Raw genomic sequence first — 19,479 nt, 5'->3', positions numbered from 1 at the left:
AAACATGGTAAATGCGTATTTACGCATTAATGCACTTGCTTCACGCTACCGCGCCAACCACGCGATTCCGGCCGCTTTTCTTGGCCTCGTAGAGCGCCAAGTCGGCACGCTTGAAAAGTTTTCCCACGCTGTCGTTGCGCGGCTGCAACGAGGCGATGCCGATGCTGATCGTCACATCCACGCTGGCCGTGCCGGTCCGGATAACGAAGGGCGTGGAAGCCACGGTTCCACGGATGCGTTCCGCCACCACCGCTGCCATGCGCTGGTCTGTATCGGGCAGCACCACGACGAACTCCTCTCCACCATAGCGGCAGGCAAGGTCGATCCCGCGAATGTTGCGGTTGAGGCGGCCGGCGAAATCGCGCAACACATCGTCCCCGGCATCATGGCCGAACGTGTCGTTGATCCGCTTGAAATGGTCGACGTCGATGATCAGCACCGAGAGCGGCCGCTCGCGCGAGACCGCCCGCTCGAAAAGCGTCGGCATGTGCCCGTCGAGATAGCGCCGGTTATGCAGCCCGGTCAGGCTGTCAGTCACGGCCATCTCGATCGTGCGGGTCAGGCTCTTGCGCAGGAGATCATTATAACGCTTGCGCTTGACCTGGGTGCGCACCCGAGCGAGCAACTCGTTGCGGTCGAGCGGACGCATCAGATAGTCGTTGACGCCCAGATCGAGCGCCCGTGCGACCAGGTCGGTCTCGCCGGGGTCTGCGATGAGGATGACGGGCAGCAGCCGCGTGCGCTCGATGGCGCGCATCTGCGAGCAAAGCCGCAGGGGATCGTAATCGGCGAAGCCGGTGGAGACGATCACGCAATCATAATTGCCCTCGACCGCGCCGAGCAGCCCGGCGGAAGGCTCGCCGATCACATCGACCCGGTTGTCAACGGACAGCAGCGCCTTCAATCGCGCGGCAGCGGACTGATTCTCGTCGACGACGAGCAGGTTTGCGTCCTTCCCCGTATCGTCGGCGCGGGCAAGGAAAAGCGCCTCCATGTCGGTTTCGCGCGTCGAGGCGGCGCGCAGGAGGAGCTCGTCCGACAGGCTTTTCAGCCGCGCCAGGCTTTTCACGCGCGACAGCAATTGCAAATCCTTCACCGGCTTGGTCAGAAAATCGTCCGCACCGGCTTCGAGCCCGCGGATGCGGTCCTGCGGCCGGTCGAGCGCAGTCACCATCACGATGGGGATATGCACCGTCTTGGCATCCGTCTTCAGGCGACGGCAGACTTCGAAACCATCCATGCCGGGCATCATGACATCGAGAAGCACTATATCGACATTGCTGCTCTGGCAGATATCGATCGCCTGCTGCCCGTTCGACGCGGTCACGACATCGTAATATTCCGCGAGGAGCCTCGATTCGAGAAGCTTCACATTGGCTGGAAGATCGTCCACGACAAGGATACGAGCGGTCACGGAAGGTTCCTTCAAGTGCATTTCGCAGCCAGGCGCAGCGCCCGGGCATTGCGTAAATGCGGCTACTCTCTACACATCGCCCAGATAGGACTTGATGGTTTCGATGAAACGCGGGACGGATATGGGCTTGGAGATATAGGCCTCGCATCCTCCCTGGCGAATCCGCTCCTCATCGCCCTTCATCGCAAAGGCGGTGACGGCGATAACGGGGATGTGGCGCAGTTCATCGTCTTCCTTCAGCCATTTGGTCACCTCGAGGCCCGAGACCTCCGGCAACTGGATGTCCATGAGGATCAGGTCCGGCCTGTGTGCCCGGGCAAGGTCCAGCGCTTCCAGGCCGTTGCGTGTGCGGATGGTCTCGTATCCGCTCGCCTCGATCAAATCCCGGAAAAGCTTCATGTTCAGCTCGTTGTCTTCAACGATCATCACTTTTTTTATCATTGAAAACTTTCTCGAATATGGCCGCGCCTGAGTTCTGATATCATTGCGCGCAGCAATAATCCCGCCCCATGCCGCCCAGCCAGCCATCCGTACCTTAGAACCATTTGATTTACGAAAGGCAAATGTCGACCGCGCCCGCTATAAGATAGCTTAGTATAAAGTTGCGGAACGGAATGGCTAGTCCTAAAGATTCGCCGGACAGGAACGGGACAAATGAAGAACACTGATATCAAGGCCGATGCGGCCCAGAACATCGCAATCGAGGCGCTGGCCTTTCTCGCACAGGATAGCGAACTCCTGCCGCGCTTCCTCGCGCTGACGGGCATCCAGGCCGAAGACATAAGGGCGGCCGCACGCGCACCGGGCTTTCTCGCGGGCGTGCTGCAATTCTATCTCGCCCATGAGCCGACGCTCCTGCGTTTCTGCGAGGCGAGCGGCAACAGGCCGGCGGATTTGCAGCGCGCGCTCCATGCGCTGCCCGGCGGCGACGAGGCTTGGGACCGGCAGGTTTAAATCATGCAGAATGGGGGCGCGCCGAATGACCCGCTTTCCGGCTTCTGCCGCGATTGCCTGGGATTCCAACGCGCAGCGGGCCGGCGCTGCCAGGCCTGCGGCAGCCCGCGGCTCGTGCGCCATCAGGAACTCTACCAGCTTTCGCTCGCCCATATCGATTGCGACGCCTTCTATGCGGCGGTGGAAAAACGCGACAACCCGGAACTGCGCGACAAGCCGCTGATCATCGGCGGCGGCAAGCGCGGCGTTGTCTCCACCGCCTGCTATATCGCGCGCATCCATGGCGTGCGCTCGGCCATGCCGATGTTCAAGGCGTTGGAAGCCTGTCCACAGGCGGTGGTCGTCAGGCCCAACATGGAGAAATATGTCGCGGTGGGGCGCGAAATCCGGCGGCTGATGCTGGAACTGACCCCGCTGGTCGAGCCGCTTTCGATCGATGAGGCGTTTCTGGATTTGAAGGGCACGGAAAAACTGCACCGCGATCCCCCTGCCCGCGTGCTCGCCCGTTTTGCCCGGCGCATCGAGGACGAGATCGGCATCACCATTTCCGTCGGCCTCTCCTATTGCAAATTCCTGGCCAAGGTCGCCTCCGATTTCGAAAAGCCGCGCGGCTTCTCCATTATCGGCGAAAAAGAAGCGGTGTCTTTCTTGCGCGACAAGCCGGTGACTCTGATCTGGGGCGTCGGAAAAGCCTTCGCCGCCACCTTGCAGGCGGATGGCATCCGTACCATCGGGCAATTGCAGGACATGGACGAGTCGACGCTGATGAAAGCCTATGGCCAGATGGGGCAGCGCCTCCATCGCCTCGCGCGCGGGCTGGACACAAGGCGCGTCGAGCCTGAGAACGAGATGAAAAGCGTTTCGGCGGAAACCACTTTCAACACGGATCTGTCATCCGCTGACGATCTGGTACCGATCCTGCGCGGACTTTCGGAAAAAGTGTCGCGGCGGCTCAAGGCCGGTGGCATTGCCGGGCGCACCGTCGTTCTCAAGCTGAAAACTCAGGATTTCAAATCCAGAACCCGCAACCGGCAGCTCGCCGACCCCACCCAGCTTGCCGACCGCATTTTCCGCACCGGGCTCAACCTGCTGGAGAAGGAGATAAACGGAACAAAGTTCCGCTTGATCGGCATCGGCGTCAGCGATCTCTCCGACGCCGGCCGCGCCGACCCGCCCGATCTGGTGGACAGCCATGCAACCAAACGCGCCGTCGCCGAAAGCGCCATCGACAAGCTGCGCGGGAAGTTCGGAAATGGCGCGGTGGAGACGGGGTATACGTTTGGGAAGGGGCGGAAGGAGCGCACGGCGGAGACGGAGGGGGATGGGTGAGATAGACGGTCGAGAGCTTGGCATTCTGGATGGAAACGCTGGCGGGACAGCGCCCCCCTCTGCCCTCCTGAGCTTGTCGAAGGGCGGCATCTCCCCTCTTCCCCTTTGCCTTGGATCCTCGGGCTTGACCCGAGGATCCAAGGCAAAGGGGCGGATACGATATTATCATCCGCAAGGGGATCATGAATCGTCAGGCTGATATCGAGGAAACGATGTTTTCGTTTACTGGAACACGTCGAGGCGATGGATAAGTTGATGCTCCCTAGCCGTGGATCCTCGGGTCAAGCCCGAGGATGACGACTGAAGGAGGGGGGAGATGTCCGCCCTTCGACAAGCTCAGGAGGACAGAGGGGGGCGCTGTCCCGCCGACAGTTCAACTCGAAAATGATCCGCCCTAAATCAAACCAACTCCACATCCACGACCCCCCGAATCGCCTTCATGGCGCTGGCGATCTGGGGGGTGACGCGGTAGCGCTGGGGGAGTTCGATTTCCACCTCGCGCAGGCCGTTTTCCTTGATGACGATCAGGCTCACCTGGCCATCGCCGCGCGTCGACAGATGCGGTTTGATCTGCGCCAGCGCTTCGCTCGAACGCAAGTACAGCCGCAGGGCTTTCTGGATGCGGCTTGCCTCGTCTTCCAGCGACTGCACGGTCTGGATGCGCAAGGAGATGCCCTCGGGCCGGTCTTCCGCCGCCACCGTGATCACCACCGACTTGCCGGATTCGAGCAGGTCGCGATATTGCGCGAGGCCTTCGGAAAACAGTACCGCCTCGAACTGGCCGGTCGCGTCGGAAAGCTGCACGATGCCCATCTTGTTGCCGGTACGGGTCTTGCGTTCCTGCTTCGCCGTCACCGTGCCGGCGAGACGCCCGGCGCTCGCCCCGCGCTTGACCGCGATGGAGAAATCCGCCCAGCTCTGCACGCGCATCTTCTCCAGCACCGAGCGGTATTCATCGAGCGGATGGGCCGAAAGATAGAAGCCGACCGCCTGGAACTCGCGATGAAGCTTTTCGGAGGGAAGCCAGGGCGCGACGATGGGGAGCTGCAATTTCTCCTTGGGGCCGCCGCCTAGCCCGAAAATATCGGCCTGGCCGCTGACGGCGTTTTCCTGCGTGCGCTGAGCGTAGCCCATGATCCGGTCCAGCCCGGCGCTCATCGCCTCGCGCTCGCGCTTGAAGCAATCGAGCGCCCCGGCATTGATCAGGCTTTCCAGAACCCGGCGGTTGACGACGCGCGGATCGATACGCTCGCAGAAATCCTCAAGGCTTTCATAGGGTTTCTCCTGCCGCTTCTCGACGATATGGTCGACGGCGGCCTCCCCCACCCCCTTGATCGCGGAGAGCGAATAGAAAATCTTGTTCTCACCCACCTCGAACGGGCGGAACGAGCTCATCACCGAGGGCTGCACCACCTCGATGCCGAGCCGGTTCGCCTCGCGGCGGAAATCGTTGAGCTTGTCCGTATTGGACATATCGTAGGTCATCGACGCGGCGAGGAACTCGACCGGGAAATGCGCCTTCAGATAGGCCGTCTGGTAGGATACGATAGCATAGGCGGCGGCGTGCGACTTGTTGAATCCGTAGTCGGCGAATTTCGCAAGCAAGTCGAAGATGGTGTTGGCCTGCGCCTTGCCGACGCCGCGCTCGACCGCGCCCTCGACGAAGCGAATGCGCTGCTTGTCCATCTCCTCGCGAATCTTCTTGCCCATGGCGCGGCGCAGCAGGTCCGCTTCGCCGAGCGAGTAGCCGGCAAGCTCCTGCGCGATCTGCATCACCTGTTCCTGGTAGACGATGACGCCCTGCGTCTCCTTGACCAGATGATCGATCTTGGGATGGATCGAGGCGATTTCCTCCTCGCCATGCTTGCGCGCATTATAGGTCGGGATATTCTCCATCGGGCCCGGGCGATAGAGCGCCACGAGCGCGATGATATCCTCGATGCGATCGGGCTTCATGCCGATCAGCGCCTTGCGCATGCCCGCGCTTTCCACCTGGAACACGCCGACCGTCTCGCCGCGCGACAGCATCTCATAGGTGGGCTTGTCATCAAGCGGCAGGTTGGAAAGGTCGATCTCGATGCCCTTGCGGGCGATGAGCTTCACCGCCGTCTGCAGCACCGTCAGCGTCTTGAGGCCGAGGAAGTCAAACTTGACCAGCCCCGCCTGCTCCACCCATTTCATGTTGTACTGCGTCACCGGCATGTCCGAGCGCGGATCGCGATACATCGGCACCAGTTCGGACAGGGGCCGGTCGCCGATGACGATGCCCGCCGCATGGGTCGACGCGTGGCGGTAGAGCCCTTCGAGCTTCAATCCGATATCGAGCAGGCGGGCGACGACCGGCTCCTTCTCGCGCTCCTCGATGAGTTTCGGCTCGCCTTCGATCGCCTGCCCCAGCGTCACCGGATTGGCCGGATTCTGCGGCACGAGCTTGCAGAGACGGTCGACCTGGCCATAGGGCATTTCAAGCACGCGGCCCACATCGCGCAACACGGCGCGGGCCTGTAGCGTACCGAAGGTGATGATCTGCCCCACCTGGTCGCGGCCATATTTGCGCTGGACGTAGGATATGACCTCGCCGCGCCGGTCCTGGCAGAAGTCGATATCGAAGTCCGGCATCGACACGCGATCAGGATTGAGGAAGCGCTCGAACAGCAGCGAGAACCGCAAGGGGTCGACATCGGTGATGGTGAGCGCATAGGCGACGAGCGAGCCCGCGCCCGAGCCGCGCCCCGGCCCCACGGGAATGCCCTGCGCCTTCGCCCATTTGATGAAGTCCGACACGATGAGGAAGTAGCCGGGGAACTTCATCCTGGTGATGATGCCGATCTCATATTCGAGCCGTTCGGCATATTGCTCGCGCGTATAGCCTTCCGCGAGGCCCTGCGTCTCGATGCGCATCGCCAGGCCCTCTCGCGCCTGCCGCGCCAACTCGTCGGCTTCCGCCTTGACCGCCGCTTCCGGATCGTCTGCGTCGCCGGTGAAGCGCGGCAGGATGGGCTTGCGCGTCTCAGGATAATAGCAGCAGCGGCGCGCGACCTCGATCGTGTTCTCCAGCGCCTCCGGCAGATCGGCGAACAGCGTCGCCATCTCGGCCTGGCTCTTCAGATAATGGTCCGGCGTCAGGCGGCGGCGCTCGTCTGACGAGAGCAATTGCCCCTCGGCAATGGCGAGCAGCGCGTCATGCGCCTCGTAATCCGCGCTTTTGAGGAAAAATGCCTCATTCGTCGCCACCAGCGGCAGCCCCTGCGCATAGGCAAGCTCGACCATGCGGGCTTCCTGCACGCGGTCATAGGCCGCCGGGCGCTGCAACTCGACATAGAGCCGGTCGCCGAAAAATCCCTGCAGGGATTTGAGCCGCGCAAGCGCGCGGTCCGGCTGCCCGGCGGCAAGCGCGCGCCCGAGCGGCCCCAGCGCGCCGCCGGTCAGCGCGATGATTCCATCCGCGCGGCCCTCCAGCCAGCCCGCCTCGATATGAACGGGATCGCCGGGCGATGTGTCGAGATAGGCACGGCTGACGAGCCGCACCAGATTGGCATAGCCCGCCTCGGTGGCGGCGAGGAGCACGATGGGCGCAAGCCCCAGCGCCTCGCGCCTTGCAGCATTGCGGTTGTCATCGCCGCTATCGCCGAAGCCGATATCGAGCTGGCAGCCCACAATCGGCTGTACACCATCCTTGACGGCCTTCTGGGCGAATTCCAGCGCCCCGAACAGATTGTTGGTGTCGGTGATCGCAATCGCCGGCGCGCCGTCCCCCACCGCATGGGAAATGATCTTGCCGACCTGCAGCGCACCCTCGAGCAGGGAATAGGCGGAATGAACCCGAAGGTGGATGAAACGCGGGCCTGCCCCGCCCGCCCCCATATTTCCGTGTGAACCGTCCGCCACCTGTCCATTCCTTATACCTGGGGTAAGCGACTCCGGGCCGCCTCACTCTTTAGTCTTAAGGACCATGCAGGCGCCCTGTCCAGACAAAGGCGCGCGACTTCAACAGCCAGCCGCGTCAGATGGCGCTGACCCAGATCGCGAATGTGGCGATAAACAGGCTGATGGAAACGAAGGACAAAACGTCATGGATAAGATCGGGCATGGCTGCGCTCCTCTTGTTCGCTTATATTTCTCTTTTTGTTCTATTCATGTTCCAATGTCAAGCAAGTTTTCCCCGCTATTTCCGTCGCATGGTTTCCCGTTGGTTAATTTCAGCCAATACTGAAGTGAGGCGGAAACATGGAACTGGCGGAACCAATTCGATTGTGAAATGTTCCCCCGCGAAGCTTCATCGGTGCCGGGCTTGCCTGTCGGCATGTCAGATTATAAGCTTTGTCTAATTTTCAAAAAGCGGGGTATGAGTCTCGCCATCGCTGATTTGCGTGGGGGCGCAAATTGGACGGGGTGGGTTCGCAGATGGGGACGCTCACGCGCCTCAGCCGTCGTTTGCGGGCCGCCATCAACCCGAGCCATTCCAGGAGAGTTTTATGCGGGGACTATATCTTGAGCAATTCGAATTGGGCCAGGTGTTTCGTCACGCCTTGCGCAAGACCATCACGGAGGGAGACAACATGCTGTTTTCCACGATGACGCTCAACCCGCAGCCCCTGCATATCGATTTCGACTTCGCCATAAGGAGCGAGTATGGCAGGCCCACCGTCAACCCCATGCTGACCCTCGGCCTCATCGTCGGCATCTCCGTGCATGACACCACTTTCGGCACGGCGCTCGCCAATCTCGGCATGAGCGAGGTCGTCTTCCCTGCCCCGGTCTTTCACGGCGATACGATACGCGTGGAGACGGAGGTCATCGCCGTGCGGCCGTCCCGGTCGAAATCCGATCGCGGGATCGTCGAGTTCGAGCACCGCGCCTTTAACCAGAACGATGTCCTTGTCGCCCGCTGCCGGCGGCAGGCCATGATGCTGACCCGGGCGAGCGCCGCATGATGCGCTCGCTGCTGCTGGTTCGAGACGGTTCGGAAGCAGCCATCGAGAAGGCGCTTCTCAGTGGTGCGGATGCGCTGGTGCTCGATCTGGCAATGGCGGCGACGGCGGGAGTGACCGGCTTGCTACAAGATGCAGCCAAAGACGGCCTCCCGCTTTATGGCCGCATCGATATGGCCAAAGCGGACGATCTCACCGGCATTTTCCCGATCACACCGCGCGGGGTCTTCCTGCCCCAATCGAACGGCCCTGCCGATATCGTCCGGCTCTCAGCGCGACTCAATGTGTATGAGGCGGAAGCGGGGCTGGATGAAGGCTCCATGCAGATCATCGCCATTGCCGCCGCGAATGCCGTTGGTGCGCTGTCGATGGATTACCGCGATTCGACACCGCGCCTGACCGGCCTCGGTTGGGATGCCGGCAGCCTCGCAGGAGCGATCGGGCCACGGACAGCGCAGGATGAAAACGGCGATTATATCGAACCCCTCCGCCTCGCGCGCGCGCTGACAATTCTCGGCGCCAAGGCCGCAGGCGTCATGGCCATAGACACAGCCTATGCCAATCTGAACGATGAGGCCGGGCTTGGCCGCGAATGCGCAGCTGCCGCGCGTGATGGTTTCACCGCCAAAATCGCGCTCCACCCGGCGCAGGTGCCCGCCATCAACGCCGCCTTCACGCGCTGATCTACCTATCGGTCCTCCCACCGAGGACGCAGCATCTGGTAGACTTCGCTGGTGGTGGCAAAGTCCATATAGCCGAGGCGGCTGACGGACTTTGCCTTGCGCATGTCGATCATTCCATCGGTAAGAATCGCCTCATCGAGATGAACGCCCACCACCTCGCCCGTCACAAGCCAGTTGCCGCAGGGCCTGCCATGCCTGTCGGTGGCTTCCCTGATGTCGGTGACCACGCATTCGAGCGCGGCATGCGCCTCGCCCACACGCGGCGCGCCGATGAGTTCGCAGGGAACCGGCGTCAATCCTGCATAGTCGAACTCGCTCACCCCGCGTGGCGCGTTGACGGAACTTGCGTTCATCTTTTCGAGCAGATCCTCGGTGACGAGATTGACGGCGAATTCACCCGTCTCTTCGATGAAGTTCAGGCTGTCCTTGCGTCCGCTCGATGAGAAGAGCACGAGCGGCGGCTTGTCGCAAATCGCGTTGAAAAAGGAATAGGGCGCGAGATTGACCGCCCCGGCCTTCGATCGCGTCGATATCCAGCCGATGGGCCGTGGCGCTACGATCGCCTTGAAGGGATCATGCGGCAGGCCATGCCCGTTGCGCGGTTCGTAGAACATCAGTTTTCTTCCCGCCAAGGCCCGGCATACTCGGAAACCACATCGGCGAATTCGGCGCGCGGGCGTTCCGGCACCTTCATATCGCAAGTGCCGATATGGACGAAGCCCGCCACCCGCTCATGTGGCGCAAGGCCCAGGAGTTGCCGGCCCTTCTCATCGGAGGAATACCAGTTGGAGATCCAGTTCGTGGCGTAGCCGAGCGCATTGGCTGCGATGCAGAGGTTCATCGCCGCCGCGCCCGCCGAAAGAAACTGTTCCCACTCAGGGATCCGCTCATGCGCGACCGGCGAGGAGATGACGCCGATGACCAGCGGCGCGCGGGCGAAGCGCTTCAGCTCCTGCTCGCGCCGTGCTTCCGGCAGCGGCCCTTCCCGCTCCTCCGCCAGGTCGGCGATATAGAGTCCCACCCCTTCCCGTGCCGCGCCACGATAGAGAATGAAGCGCCAGGGCGTTAGCCGTCCATGGTCTGGCACGCGGATCGCAGCGCGAATCATCGTCTCGATGTCGGCGTCACTGGGCCCCGGCTCGCCGATGGCCGAAATTGGGGTGGAACTGCGCTGCAGGAGAAAATCGAGAATGGGAGAGGCCAAGATAGCTGTTCCTTCTGGAGGCGGGCTAGAGCATTTCACCTTTTGATGGAAACGATCGGATATTCTTCCTCGTTGGGGCGGCACAACTGTTGAGGCGTGGATTCCTGTGACAAGCACAGGAATCCACGCCTCTCCCGCTCCGCTACAGCAACGGGGCCAAAATGGTATCCAAATGACTCCATCAAAACATGAACGTCTCTAGCGGGGTCTTATAAAACGTATGACAAGGAATTTCAGCCTTGAAATTGCCATCCGTTTGGCCCCAAAACTTGAGCTATGGGATTTATTCGTCTGTCATTTCTGCTGCAGCGTCTTCCGCATGTCACGGGGACCCTCGTGCTTGCCTTCGCCTCGCCCGGCATGGCGCAGGAGAACGCCGCTGCCCCGCAGAACCTGAAACTGCCCGGCATCAGCGAGTATGCCAATCCGCAGGCGCCCGAAAACCGTCCGCTCGCCAAGACCTCCGAGCTGATTCTGGAAGCGAAGCTGAAAGACGGCAACCCGGACATCCAGCGCGGCCTCGTCTGGCGAGTCTTCTCGCCTGAGCCCGGCGACGACGACAAGCTGCCGCTGGTCGCCACCTCCAAGGGCGGCACGGCCTCGTTTCATCTGCCGGAGGGCAGCTATCTCGTGCATGTCGCCTATGGCCGCGCCGGCGCCACCAAGCGCATCACCATGCGCACGGGCACAAGGCGCGAAAGCATGATTCTCGACGCGGGCGGCCTCAAGCTCAATGCCGTGCTGCCGGATGGCGGACATATCCCGGAAAAGCTCCTGCGCTTCTCCATCTATGAGGGCGACGAGGACAATGCGAACGACCGCTCGCTGATCCTTCCCAATGTGAAGCCGAACAGCGTCGTGCGGCTCAACACCGGCACCTATCATGTCGTGTCGAATTACGGCGCCGCCAACGCCATCATCCGCGCCGATATCCGCGTCGAGGCCGGCAAGCTGACCGAGGCGACGGTGGAGCACCGCGCCGCGCAGGTCACGCTGAAGCTGGTGCGCGAGCGCGGTGGCGAGGCCATGGCTGATACGTCCTGGTCGATCGTCAATACGTCGGGCGATCCGGTGCGCGAAAGCGTGGGCGCCTATGCCTCCATGGTTCTGGCGGAAGGCGAATATATCGCCGTCGCCAAGAACAAGGACCGCATCTACCAGCGCGATTTCAAGGTGGCGTCAGGGCAGGACCAGGAAGTCGAAGTGTTGGCGAACAGCGATTACGACGCCTCGGCCAGTGGGGATTCGATGGAATAATCCATCAGACCGTCATTCTTGGGCTTGTCCCGAGAATCTACCAAAAGAAAAAGATAAGCGATTGCCGTACTGACAAGATTCCCTCTTGGCAGATTCTCGGGACAAGCCCCGGTTTTAACCGAGACCAACAAACGGGCTGAGGCAGTGTCCGGCTTGTAGCCGGGTTTTCCGGTGCGCTCAATCCAGTCGAGGATTTTGCCAAGCTCGCCTTGCAGGGTGATGGGGAAGTCGCCACGCGTCGGGCCGGGGGTGATGACGATGCGGTCGATGATCGTGCGAAGCGCTTGGGCTGCCTCTGCCGCGTCGTCTGGGTGGTCGAGTGCAGCGATCAAGCGTTCGATCCTGCGCCGGTATGTTTCGGCGATGCCGGGGTGAATGTCGGGAACATCCTTTGGCGGGTTGGCGAGACGGGCGGTTAGGCTGTCCTGTTTGGTTTCAAGCTCGGTTAGCCGGTCCGACAAAGCGCGGTGCCAGCCGCCTTGTTCGATGACGCGCACGATCTCGGCGATGGCTTTCGTCGTCTCGGTCAACTCCCTGCGGGTGGCGTCGGCAGAGTTCCGGCGCTCGCGGTTGAGCCGGTTGGTTTCTTCGGCATAGGCGCGCATGGCCTCTGCCGCTATTTCTGGCGTCATCATGCGCTCACGCAGACCGTTGAGTACTCGCGCTTCCAGCACCTTGCGGTTCACGGTGCGGGTGTTGTCGCAACCGTTTCCAAGCACATGGTTGGTGCAGGCGTAGCGGTCCTTCCCGCGACCGGCATAGGAGCCGCCGCAGCAGCCGCAAAACAGCAGGCCGGAAAGCAGGGTGCGCGGGCGGTGCGTGGCGTTGAGTGCGCCATTTTTGGCGAGGCTGCGCTTCACGCCTTCGCGCGATGCATCGATCTGGGTCTTGTAACGCGCGGTCAATTCGTCTTGCCGCGCCTTGGCGGCGTCCCATAGCTCCTGCGGTACGATGCGAAGCTCGGGTGCCTCGGAGCGTATCCATTCGCTCTCTGGATTGAGCCGATAGGCAAAGTGGCCGGTATCGGGGTTCTTCAGTTTCTTCTGCCGGTTCCAGCGGATGACCCCGATATAAAGCTCGCAATTGAGGATGCCGGAACTGATGATGCGGTTGCCCCGGATCGTGGTGTCATTCCAGCGTTTGCCGGTGGGGCTTGGAACGCCGTCACGGTTCAACTCAGAGGCAATGCGTTGCGGTCCTTTGCCCGCGACATATTCACGGAAGATGCGGCGCACGATTTCGGCCTGCTCTTCGATGATCTCGCGCTCGCCCCGGATCGGCTCGCCGCGTTCATCAAACTGATGGACGACGCGATAGCCATAGGCGTTGCCGCCTCCGATCTTGCCGGCTTCGACGCGGCCCCTGATGCCACGATGCGTCTTGAGGGCGAGGTCTTTCAGGAACAGGGCGTTCATGGTGCCTTTGAGGCCGACATGAAGCTCATCGATCTCGCCTTCCGATAGGGTGAAGATCGTCACGTTCGCGAAGCGCAGACGCTTGAAGACACCCGCCACGTCCTCCTGGTCGCGGCTGATGCGGTCAAGTGCTTCGGACAGCACCATGTCGAAGCGTCCGGCTTGCGCGTCGGCGAGAAGCGACTGAATGCCGGATCGGATGAGGGACGTGCCGGAGATGGCGCGGTCGGAATAGGTGTCCACCACGGTCCAGCCCTCACGCGCCGCCCGCTCGCGGCACTGACGCAACTGATCCTCGATGGAAGCATCACGCTGATTGTCGGATGAGTAACGGGCATAAAGGGCAACGCGGGTCATGGTATGGCTCCTCCTTCATCGGGCAATGTTCTGCGGCTGGGCCGGGTCTGTCACGGCTGGCGCTGCCTACCAGCGCACGCCCCGCCTTTTCTGCTTCAGAAGCCCACGCCGGAAGGAAGCCGACCGGTCAAGGCTGGCGCGCAGCGCCACCGCGAAGCGGCTTGGCCTTGAGGGGGCGGCTTCCTTCCGGCCCACTACCTGCAAGCCAAAAAAGGCTTTCATCGCACCACACAGGTTCGAACTGTACAGTCTTTCTTGAATCCTAAATGGAAGCAGCGCCTCGAGGCAAGCCGTTTCCGCCCCGGACAGCGACACGCTAATCGTCATCCGCTGTCTTTGCCTCTCGATTATCGTTTGCGGCAATCCGGGTCGCGAAATCTTCCTGCGCCATCCGCCTGCCGATCAAGCGGGCAATGGACAGCACAACCGTATCAAGCTTTTCGGAAGCATCGGTCGTGACCTCGCTCTCCTGTCCGTCGGGCTGGCGGTTGTCATTCGCCGGTCTCTCCCTGCCCGCATGGTTTTCATCATCGGCCATCGCTGCGCCCTCCCTCTGGCTGCCACGCCACGGGGTTTGCGATCCAGCGATTGATGTCGGATTCCCGCCATCCCGCGCCGTTGATGCTGATTTTGATCTGAGCGGGGAATGTACCCTCGGCTATCTTGCGGTAGATGGTGGAGCGGGACAGCCCGGTGCGCGCAAGGACGGTTTTGAGGCGAATGATACGGTCGGGTTCGGGCATGGCGGCACTGCCTGCTGCTGGTCGTTTATGCTGCCCCTCAAACAGGAAGAATAAAGATTTATCGTTTTGCAAGAAATATTTAGCCGCCGTCGTACTGCTGCGTAGAGACGGCGGTAAAAAGGAAAGTTCTACAATCCAACTCCCCGGTCTCGTCCAAGCCGTGGGTGCTTATCATTAACGCGCGGGTTTCTTAGCCAGCCGCACGCCCGGACCGTCGCCGTTCTCCGGGAGGAACGCAATGCCTTCAGCTTCAAGAACGGTACGAATCTTCTGCTGGGTTTCGGAAGATACGGCGGGTATGTTTTCCCCCCCACTTTCGCAACGCTTAATCGTCGGCACAGAAACTCCGGCCCGGCGTGCGAGCTCTGCTTGAGATATTCCAATAAATGCGCGAGCTGCCCGCATCTGTCCTGGTGTTACCAAAGTCTATTGATCTCCTTAGATCATTTTGGTATGATCCAAACGGATCAAGAATATCCTTGGATCATTGGTCCTATAACGCGGCTGAACACGGTGTTGGAGCACCGCGCTCAGCCTGACCACAACCCAAGCTGATTAGGAGCTCGGATCAATGGCTGATTCGGACGATACCACGACTTTGCCTTCCGTCACGCGCAGGATGTTGCTGACGGGTACGATGGCAACCACGGCGACCCTGTCGTTCGAATATGGCGCGGGAGCTACGGAGGCGCTGGCCGACAATACCACCACCGACCCCGCGATGGCGCTCTGGCGCGCATGGCAGGCGGCATGCCTCAACACCGCCGCCCTGTGCGAAAAACAGCAGCGCCTTGAAACCCAACTCATCAACACCGTCGGCTTTCCACATGCCAAGGTCTACCTGCCGGACGAAGACGCCACTTTCTCTGTCTGGTGGCAAGGCGACATTGGGGCGGACTATTTCGGCGGCGATCCCGATATCCGCACCAAAGCGGAGGCCGATCTGGCCGCCCATCAGGCTCGTTGGGACGCCGAGGATGAACGCGTTGGCTACTCCGCCGCCAAGCGGGCGGAACAGGCAGCCGCCGACCAACAGCAGGAACTGGTGGACGCCCTGACGGACACACCCGCCACGACGCTTGCAGGCATAGCGGGCAAGCTCGATACCGCTATAAGCGAAGGCGCACCTTCCGAAGATTGCACGGAGTTCCCTTGGCCGCTGTTACGCTCGGCGCTCGATGACATTCTGCGTATCATGCGGCACGGGGGCGCGTCATGTATGTGACGCTGGCTGAACGCCTCGGCCATCTTCCCGAGAGCAAGCGCAGCGAACTGGAACGGGTCGCACGCATCCTTTTCGATGAATTCGAGGACGCGCAAAAGGGCAAGCTGTCGGAGAACGCGAAGCGTGGACGTATCCTTAAATTGGTTCTCTTCGGCTCTCATGCACACGGCGACTGGATCGAGGACGGCAAAAGCGATTATCGTTCCGATTATAATTTGCTCGTCGTCGTCACTACCAAAACCTTTGCCGATCCACGTTTCTGGTATCGGGCAGAGGATCGCTTTTTGCGGGAACTGACTGTTACCAGACATCTGGCAACGCCGGTTAACTTCATCGTTCACTCCATCATGGATTTGAACAACCAGCTCGCGCTCGGTCGGCCCTTCTTCGTGGACATCGCCCGCGACGGGATTTTGCTCTACGAGATGCCGGGCTTTCCCCTCGCCCAACCCAAGCCGCTGGACCCGGAGGGCGTTAAGGCTGAAATGCATCGGCATTTCGACCATTGGTTTTCAAGCGCCGCGCATCGCTTTGAACTGGCGAAGGAAGCCATGCGGCACAGCTACGACAGGGAAGCCGCCTTTGATCTGCACCAGACCGTCGAACGGCTCTATCATTGCACCTTGCATGTCCTGACGCTCTATAGCCCGAAATCTCACCGGCTGGTCTTCCTGCGCACTCATGTGGAGCGGGTCGCGCCCGTGCTGGTTGACTTCTGGCCAGACGACCATTTTGCTAATCAGTGCTTTGACCGCCTCGACCGCGCCTATGTCGAGGCCCGCTATTCACGGCACTACAAAATCACCGGCGAAGAATTGGCTTGGCTGGCCGAGCGCGTGAAGGTGCTGCAAGAAACCGTCGCCGTAATCTGCGTTGCACATCTCGATGGGTTCGATTGCAACGATTCTGGCTGCGCGGAAATCAAAGTCCAAGCCCCCGCCCTCTGCCAAGCCCATGGCTGAGGGTAAGCTGTTTGCCTACACTCATCCCGTCGAAATCCATAGAAATGCCGAGGTGCTGCTTGCGGTTGGTGAGGATGGATTCAAGCTGCGGGTCGCGCTCAAGGCTTTTCGCCATCTCGCCCATCGCTGACCGCGTGGCCCTATAGCCCGACATATCGCCTTCCCTGTATTGCCGCTGACTGGCGTGATCGAGCTTCCGCCAGCGTTCCACGAAACGATCCGCACGGCGCTGTGGATCGGTGCGGATTTCGGTTTCAAGCTGGAGCGCACGAATGGCCCGGCTCGTCCTTCCGGTTCCGGCTTCACGGGCAAGGTCCGTATCCTTGGCATAGGCGGCTTCCGCGTCCTGCCAGCCATACGGGCGGACTTCATCGAACGCCTTGCGGGATTCCACCAGTTCCTTCCACTGTTCCGGACTTGCCTTGCGACCCGCATCATCGGCGGCGAAGATGGCATCGATAGCGCGGGCATGACGCTTGAGCGCTTCGGTGCGAGCCTTGCGCAATGCCGCCTCCGGGTCTTCGCTGATATCGCGGGCATGGTCTGGCGCTGCGGTTTCGCGCCGTGACTCCGCTCCGGCATTGTCCCGGTCCGGTGCGCCATGTCCGCCCCGGCTATCGAACAGGATGCGCCGCTTGTCCGGTTCCGGTTTCAAGGCGATTTCGGCAATGTGTTCCTGCTCACGCGGGACGATGCTGCGGCGCTCGGCATAGTCCTGCACTGGATCGCGTTGTTCGTAGTCGGAAGCCATGTCCTTCGAGCGGTCGCGTGACATGGTGTTTACCAGCTTGTCCCTGCTGGCAAAATCGTCACGGCCATAATGCAGGCCCATGCGGTCGCGATGCCGCGACAGGGCAACATAGCTGGCATGAGCATCCAGCCCCGGCGTTGCCAGCACATGGGCGCGGTCCACCGTCATTCCTTGAGCCTTATGGATCGTCGCCGCATAGCCATGGTCGATCTTGTTGTAATCCTTGAGGTCGAAATCAACGGAACGGCCATCGTCGGTGCGCACTGTCATGCTCTGCGCGCTGACTTCCTCGATAATGCCGAGCGTGCCGTTCTTAACGCCAAGGCCGCGCTCGTTTTGCAGGAACATGACGCGGTCTCCGCTGGCAAAGCTGCGTGCGCCGCGCTCGACGGTGACGCGCACATCCTCGCCTAGATCGCCCGCTTCGCGCATTCGTTCGCGGGCTGCTTCGTTGAGTTCTCGCACCTCCGCATTGGTGTGGGTGAGGATGATCCGGCTTTGATCCGGTTCCGCTCGCCGGTCACGATCCCAGCGGTCGATCAGATCACCGCGCGCCTGCTCCCGTGTTTGCGCCTGATGCACCAGGCCGTGACGGTCATAGGCATGGATCGCCGCGCCGATCCTGCCGGTCGCCAGATCGCGGGTGGCGTCACGCTGCCAGTCCTCGCGCTGGCGGCGGACTTCGCTGATTTCCACGCCGCCATGACGCTCATGGATTGAGCGGAACGCAGCCCCGGCTTCGATGGCCTGCAATTGCTGCGGATCGCCAACCAGAACGACCTTCGCGCCGACCTCGGCGGCATGCGATAGAACCCGCTCCATCTGGCGCGTGCCCACCATGCCCGCCTCGTCAATGACAAGCACATCGCGCGGTGTGAGCATATCGCGACCCTGTTGCCAGCCATGTTCCATGCTGGCGATGGTGCGGGACGCGATGCCCGATCCGCTTTCAAGATTTTCCGCCGCGATGCCGGACAGGGCAACGCCGCGAACCTCGAAACCTGCCGCTTCCCATGCCTCACGAGCCACGCCAAGCATGGCGCTCTTTCCCGTCCCGGCATAGCCGATGACAATACCAAGATCGCGCCCATCGGTGACATGCGCCAGCGCATCGGTCTGCTCGCCGGACAAGACAAGGCCACGCTGCTCGGCGCGCGCAAGTGCCACCTGCCTGCCTCTGTCATCCACCGCATGACGCTCGCGCTCCGCCATTAGTTCCGCCGCGCGGTGCAGGCGCTGTTCCGTTTCGATCATGTCGCGGGTGGTGAAGCGGTCCTGCCCAAGCCCGTCCTTGCCCAGTTCCACCAGATCGGGCGAATTGCCCATCGCGCCCATCACCTCGTTGAACTGGTCGATGCCGTCGCTGTGGCGATGCGCGAACATTGCCATGTCGCGTCGTGTGAAGGTCGATTGCTGGTGCGTGATGGCGTCGAGGGCGATGGTAGGATCGGCAATGAGGCGCGCGCCGTTGTTGCGGGCGATCTCGCGGTGCAGTTCCGCACGGTCTGCGGCTTCGATGCCTTCGCCCTCGATGCGCTGCGCGGGCGCGCCGATCTGGGTTTGCGGCTCCAGTTCGATGCCTTGCGCTTCAAGGCTGCGATGATCGATGCGGGCGTCGATGTCGAGGTCGGCCAGCCGCTCATTGACGTGCTCGGCCCAGCGTTCGCGCCAGCGCTCCACCATCTGCGTGCTATTCCAGTCGCGGACCTTCGGGCCGAAACCGTTCTCGTCCACCGACCGCATGGTCAGCATAACATGGGCGTGGGGTTTCGGCAGGCCGTCCTCGCCGATGTCCCAATGCACATTGAGGTCGGCAATCATGCCCTGTTTGACGAATTCGCTTTGCACGAAATCGCGGGCGAGTTCGATGCCCTGCGCCTGCGTCATCTCGCGGGGAATGGCGAATTCCACCTCGCGCGCAAGCTGGGCGTCTTTGCGCACCTCGAAGGCTTCGACATCGTTCCACAGCCGTTCGCGGTCGCTCCATGCCTCCGGCGCGTTGTCCGGCAGCAGCACCTCGGAATGGACGACGCTGCGCTTGGCCGAGAAGTCATGGCTGCGGTCGAGCCGCTCGTCGCGCAGCCGCGAGGCCGAGCGATAGGCGGCGGAGGCCACCGCGCTGGAGCCAGCCTTGCGGCCAATGACCTTGACGTGAAGATGATAGATCGCCATCGCGATCAAGAAATGGCACGGCCAAGCGCACGTCGGAACGACGTATAAGCGCGCCCTCCCTCGAAAAAATCTCGGGAAGGAT

Annotated in this window: 17 protein-coding genes; 7 read left to right on the top strand and 10 right to left on the bottom strand. The window is 61.5% G+C overall.

Going from position 1 to position 19,479, the window contains the following annotated elements; all coding sequences use genetic code 11:
• Window positions 1-40 precede the first annotated feature (40 nt).
• Entirely contained in the window at window positions 41-1,414 is a 1,374-nt protein-coding gene (locus IEX53_RS05450; RefSeq protein ID WP_188822230.1) for a PleD family two-component system response regulator, read from the bottom strand.
• A 69-nt stretch (window positions 1,415-1,483) separates the two neighbouring features.
• A complete protein-coding gene (locus IEX53_RS05445; protein WP_188822229.1) occupies window positions 1,484-1,855 on the bottom strand; it encodes a response regulator in 372 nt (123 codons plus the stop codon).
• 213 nt (window positions 1,856-2,068) lie between these two features.
• Here IEX53_RS05445 and IEX53_RS05440 point away from each other — a divergent pair, with 213 nt between their 5' ends.
• Both IEX53_RS05440 and IEX53_RS05435 read left to right on the top strand, forming a co-directional pair.
• On the top strand, window positions 2,069-2,368 hold the full coding sequence (locus tag IEX53_RS05440) for a DUF3572 domain-containing protein (protein ID WP_188822227.1): 300 nt from the start codon (window positions 2,069-2,071) through the stop codon (window positions 2,366-2,368).
• Window positions 2,369-2,371: 3 nt separating this feature from the next.
• Window positions 2,372-3,697, top strand: coding sequence for a DNA polymerase IV (locus tag IEX53_RS05435; protein WP_188822225.1), 1,326 nt, complete (start codon window positions 2,372-2,374; stop codon window positions 3,695-3,697).
• Between the two features lie 399 nt (window positions 3,698-4,096).
• Here IEX53_RS05435 and dnaE read toward each other — a convergent pair whose 3' ends face one another.
• Window positions 4,097-7,561 carry a DNA polymerase III subunit alpha gene (dnaE, locus tag IEX53_RS05430; RefSeq protein WP_188822460.1) on the bottom strand — a complete coding sequence of 1,155 codons (3,465 nt, stop codon included), beginning with the start codon at window positions 7,559-7,561 and terminating at the stop codon, window positions 4,097-4,099.
• Between the two features lie 611 nt (window positions 7,562-8,172).
• On the opposite strand from dnaE, the gene IEX53_RS05425 reads away from it, so the two are divergent.
• Together IEX53_RS05425 and IEX53_RS05420 are read left to right on the top strand one after the other, a co-directional pair.
• Window positions 8,173-8,631 carry a MaoC family dehydratase gene (locus IEX53_RS05425; RefSeq protein WP_188822223.1) on the top strand — a complete coding sequence of 153 codons (459 nt, stop codon included), beginning with the start codon at window positions 8,173-8,175 and terminating at the stop codon, window positions 8,629-8,631.
• Window positions 8,628-9,311 (top strand): aldolase/citrate lyase family protein, encoded by a 684-nt coding sequence (locus IEX53_RS05420; protein WP_188822221.1) that lies wholly within the window; start codon window positions 8,628-8,630, stop codon window positions 9,309-9,311. Before IEX53_RS05425 ends, IEX53_RS05420 begins: the two co-directional genes overlap by 4 nt.
• 5 nt (window positions 9,312-9,316) lie before the next feature.
• On the opposite strand, the gene IEX53_RS05415 is transcribed toward IEX53_RS05420, so the two are convergent.
• Entirely contained in the window at window positions 9,317-9,925 is a 609-nt protein-coding gene (locus tag IEX53_RS05415; protein WP_188822219.1) for a flavin reductase family protein, read from the bottom strand.
• Window positions 9,925-10,515 (bottom strand): nitroreductase family protein, encoded by a 591-nt coding sequence (locus IEX53_RS05410; protein WP_188822217.1) that lies wholly within the window; start codon window positions 10,513-10,515, stop codon window positions 9,925-9,927. Before IEX53_RS05410 ends, IEX53_RS05415 begins: the two co-directional genes overlap by 1 nt.
• Window positions 10,516-10,791: 276 nt before the next feature.
• Here IEX53_RS05410 and IEX53_RS05405 point away from each other — a divergent pair, with 276 nt between their 5' ends.
• Window positions 10,792-11,772 (top strand): RgsD C-terminal domain-containing protein, encoded by a 981-nt coding sequence (locus IEX53_RS05405; RefSeq protein WP_373288571.1) that lies wholly within the window; start codon window positions 10,792-10,794, stop codon window positions 11,770-11,772.
• Here the strand turns inward: IEX53_RS05405 and IEX53_RS05400 are convergent.
• From IEX53_RS05400 to IEX53_RS05385, 4 genes are all read right to left on the bottom strand, one after another.
• The gene (locus IEX53_RS05400; RefSeq protein ID WP_188822215.1) at window positions 11,736-13,544 is read right to left on the bottom strand and encodes a recombinase family protein; all 1,809 of its coding nucleotides are present in this window, start codon (window positions 13,542-13,544) and stop codon (window positions 11,736-11,738) included. The two genes, IEX53_RS05405 and IEX53_RS05400, sit on opposite strands and share 37 nt — an antisense overlap.
• Before the next feature lie 316 nt (window positions 13,545-13,860).
• Entirely contained in the window at window positions 13,861-14,082 is a 222-nt protein-coding gene (locus IEX53_RS05395; RefSeq protein WP_188822214.1) for a hypothetical protein, read from the bottom strand.
• Window positions 14,072-14,287 carry a helix-turn-helix transcriptional regulator gene (locus tag IEX53_RS05390; protein ID WP_188822212.1) on the bottom strand — a complete coding sequence of 72 codons (216 nt, stop codon included), beginning with the start codon at window positions 14,285-14,287 and terminating at the stop codon, window positions 14,072-14,074. Before IEX53_RS05390 ends, IEX53_RS05395 begins: the two co-directional genes overlap by 11 nt.
• A 174-nt stretch (window positions 14,288-14,461) precedes the next feature.
• Entirely contained in the window at window positions 14,462-14,692 is a 231-nt protein-coding gene (locus IEX53_RS05385) for a helix-turn-helix domain-containing protein (protein ID WP_188822210.1), read from the bottom strand.
• A 166-nt stretch (window positions 14,693-14,858) separates the two neighbouring features.
• On the opposite strand from IEX53_RS05385, the gene IEX53_RS05380 reads away from it, so the two are divergent.
• Window positions 14,859-15,512, top strand: a complete 654-nt coding sequence (locus IEX53_RS05380; protein ID WP_188822208.1) for a hypothetical protein — start codon at window positions 14,859-14,861, stop codon at window positions 15,510-15,512.
• Window positions 15,503-16,474, top strand: coding sequence for a HEPN domain-containing protein (locus IEX53_RS05375; RefSeq protein WP_210311625.1), 972 nt, complete (start codon window positions 15,503-15,505; stop codon window positions 16,472-16,474). Before IEX53_RS05380 ends, IEX53_RS05375 begins: the two co-directional genes overlap by 10 nt.
• Here IEX53_RS05375 and traA read toward each other — a convergent pair.
• On the bottom strand, window positions 16,434-19,397 hold the full coding sequence (gene traA, locus IEX53_RS05370; RefSeq protein WP_188822206.1) for a Ti-type conjugative transfer relaxase TraA: 2,964 nt from the start codon (window positions 19,395-19,397) through the stop codon (window positions 16,434-16,436). The genes IEX53_RS05375 and traA overlap by 41 nt on opposite strands.
• Window positions 19,398-19,479: the final 82 nt, after the last annotated feature.

Source organism: Paramesorhizobium endophyticum, from assembly GCF_014640615.1.
Taxonomy (GTDB): domain Bacteria; phylum Pseudomonadota; class Alphaproteobacteria; order Rhizobiales; family Rhizobiaceae; genus Paramesorhizobium; species Paramesorhizobium endophyticum.
Note: the sequence above shows the minus strand (reverse complement) of the source record. Positions and strands in the feature narration are given on the sequence as shown.

Coding starts and splice junctions, on each gene's coding strand:
- IEX53_RS05375 (WP_210311625.1), top strand. CDS start 15,503: ATGTATGTGACGCTGGCTGAACGCCTCGGCCATCTTCCCGAGAGCAAG.
- IEX53_RS05395 (WP_188822214.1), bottom strand. CDS start 14,082: ATGGCCGATGATGAAAACCATGCGGGCAGGGAGAGACCGGCGAATGAC.
- IEX53_RS05415 (WP_188822219.1), bottom strand. CDS start 9,925: ATGTTCTACGAACCGCGCAACGGGCATGGCCTGCCGCATGATCCCTTC.
- IEX53_RS05440 (WP_188822227.1), top strand. CDS start 2,069: ATGAAGAACACTGATATCAAGGCCGATGCGGCCCAGAACATCGCAATC.
- IEX53_RS05435 (WP_188822225.1), top strand. CDS start 2,372: ATGCAGAATGGGGGCGCGCCGAATGACCCGCTTTCCGGCTTCTGCCGC.
- IEX53_RS05380 (WP_188822208.1), top strand. CDS start 14,859: ATGGCTGATTCGGACGATACCACGACTTTGCCTTCCGTCACGCGCAGG.
- IEX53_RS05425 (WP_188822223.1), top strand. CDS start 8,173: ATGCGGGGACTATATCTTGAGCAATTCGAATTGGGCCAGGTGTTTCGT.
- IEX53_RS05390 (WP_188822212.1), bottom strand. CDS start 14,287: ATGCCCGAACCCGACCGTATCATTCGCCTCAAAACCGTCCTTGCGCGC.
- traA (WP_188822206.1), bottom strand. CDS start 19,397: ATGGCGATCTATCATCTTCACGTCAAGGTCATTGGCCGCAAGGCTGGC.
- IEX53_RS05385 (WP_188822210.1), bottom strand. CDS start 14,692: ATGCGGGCAGCTCGCGCATTTATTGGAATATCTCAAGCAGAGCTCGCA.
- IEX53_RS05405 (WP_373288571.1), top strand. CDS start 10,792: ATGGGATTTATTCGTCTGTCATTTCTGCTGCAGCGTCTTCCGCATGTC.
- IEX53_RS05420 (WP_188822221.1), top strand. CDS start 8,628: ATGATGCGCTCGCTGCTGCTGGTTCGAGACGGTTCGGAAGCAGCCATC.
- IEX53_RS05400 (WP_188822215.1), bottom strand. CDS start 13,544: ATGACCCGCGTTGCCCTTTATGCCCGTTACTCATCCGACAATCAGCGT.
- IEX53_RS05445 (WP_188822229.1), bottom strand. CDS start 1,855: ATGATAAAAAAAGTGATGATCGTTGAAGACAACGAGCTGAACATGAAG.
- dnaE (WP_188822460.1), bottom strand. CDS start 7,561: ATGGGGGCGGGCGGGGCAGGCCCGCGTTTCATCCACCTTCGGGTTCAT.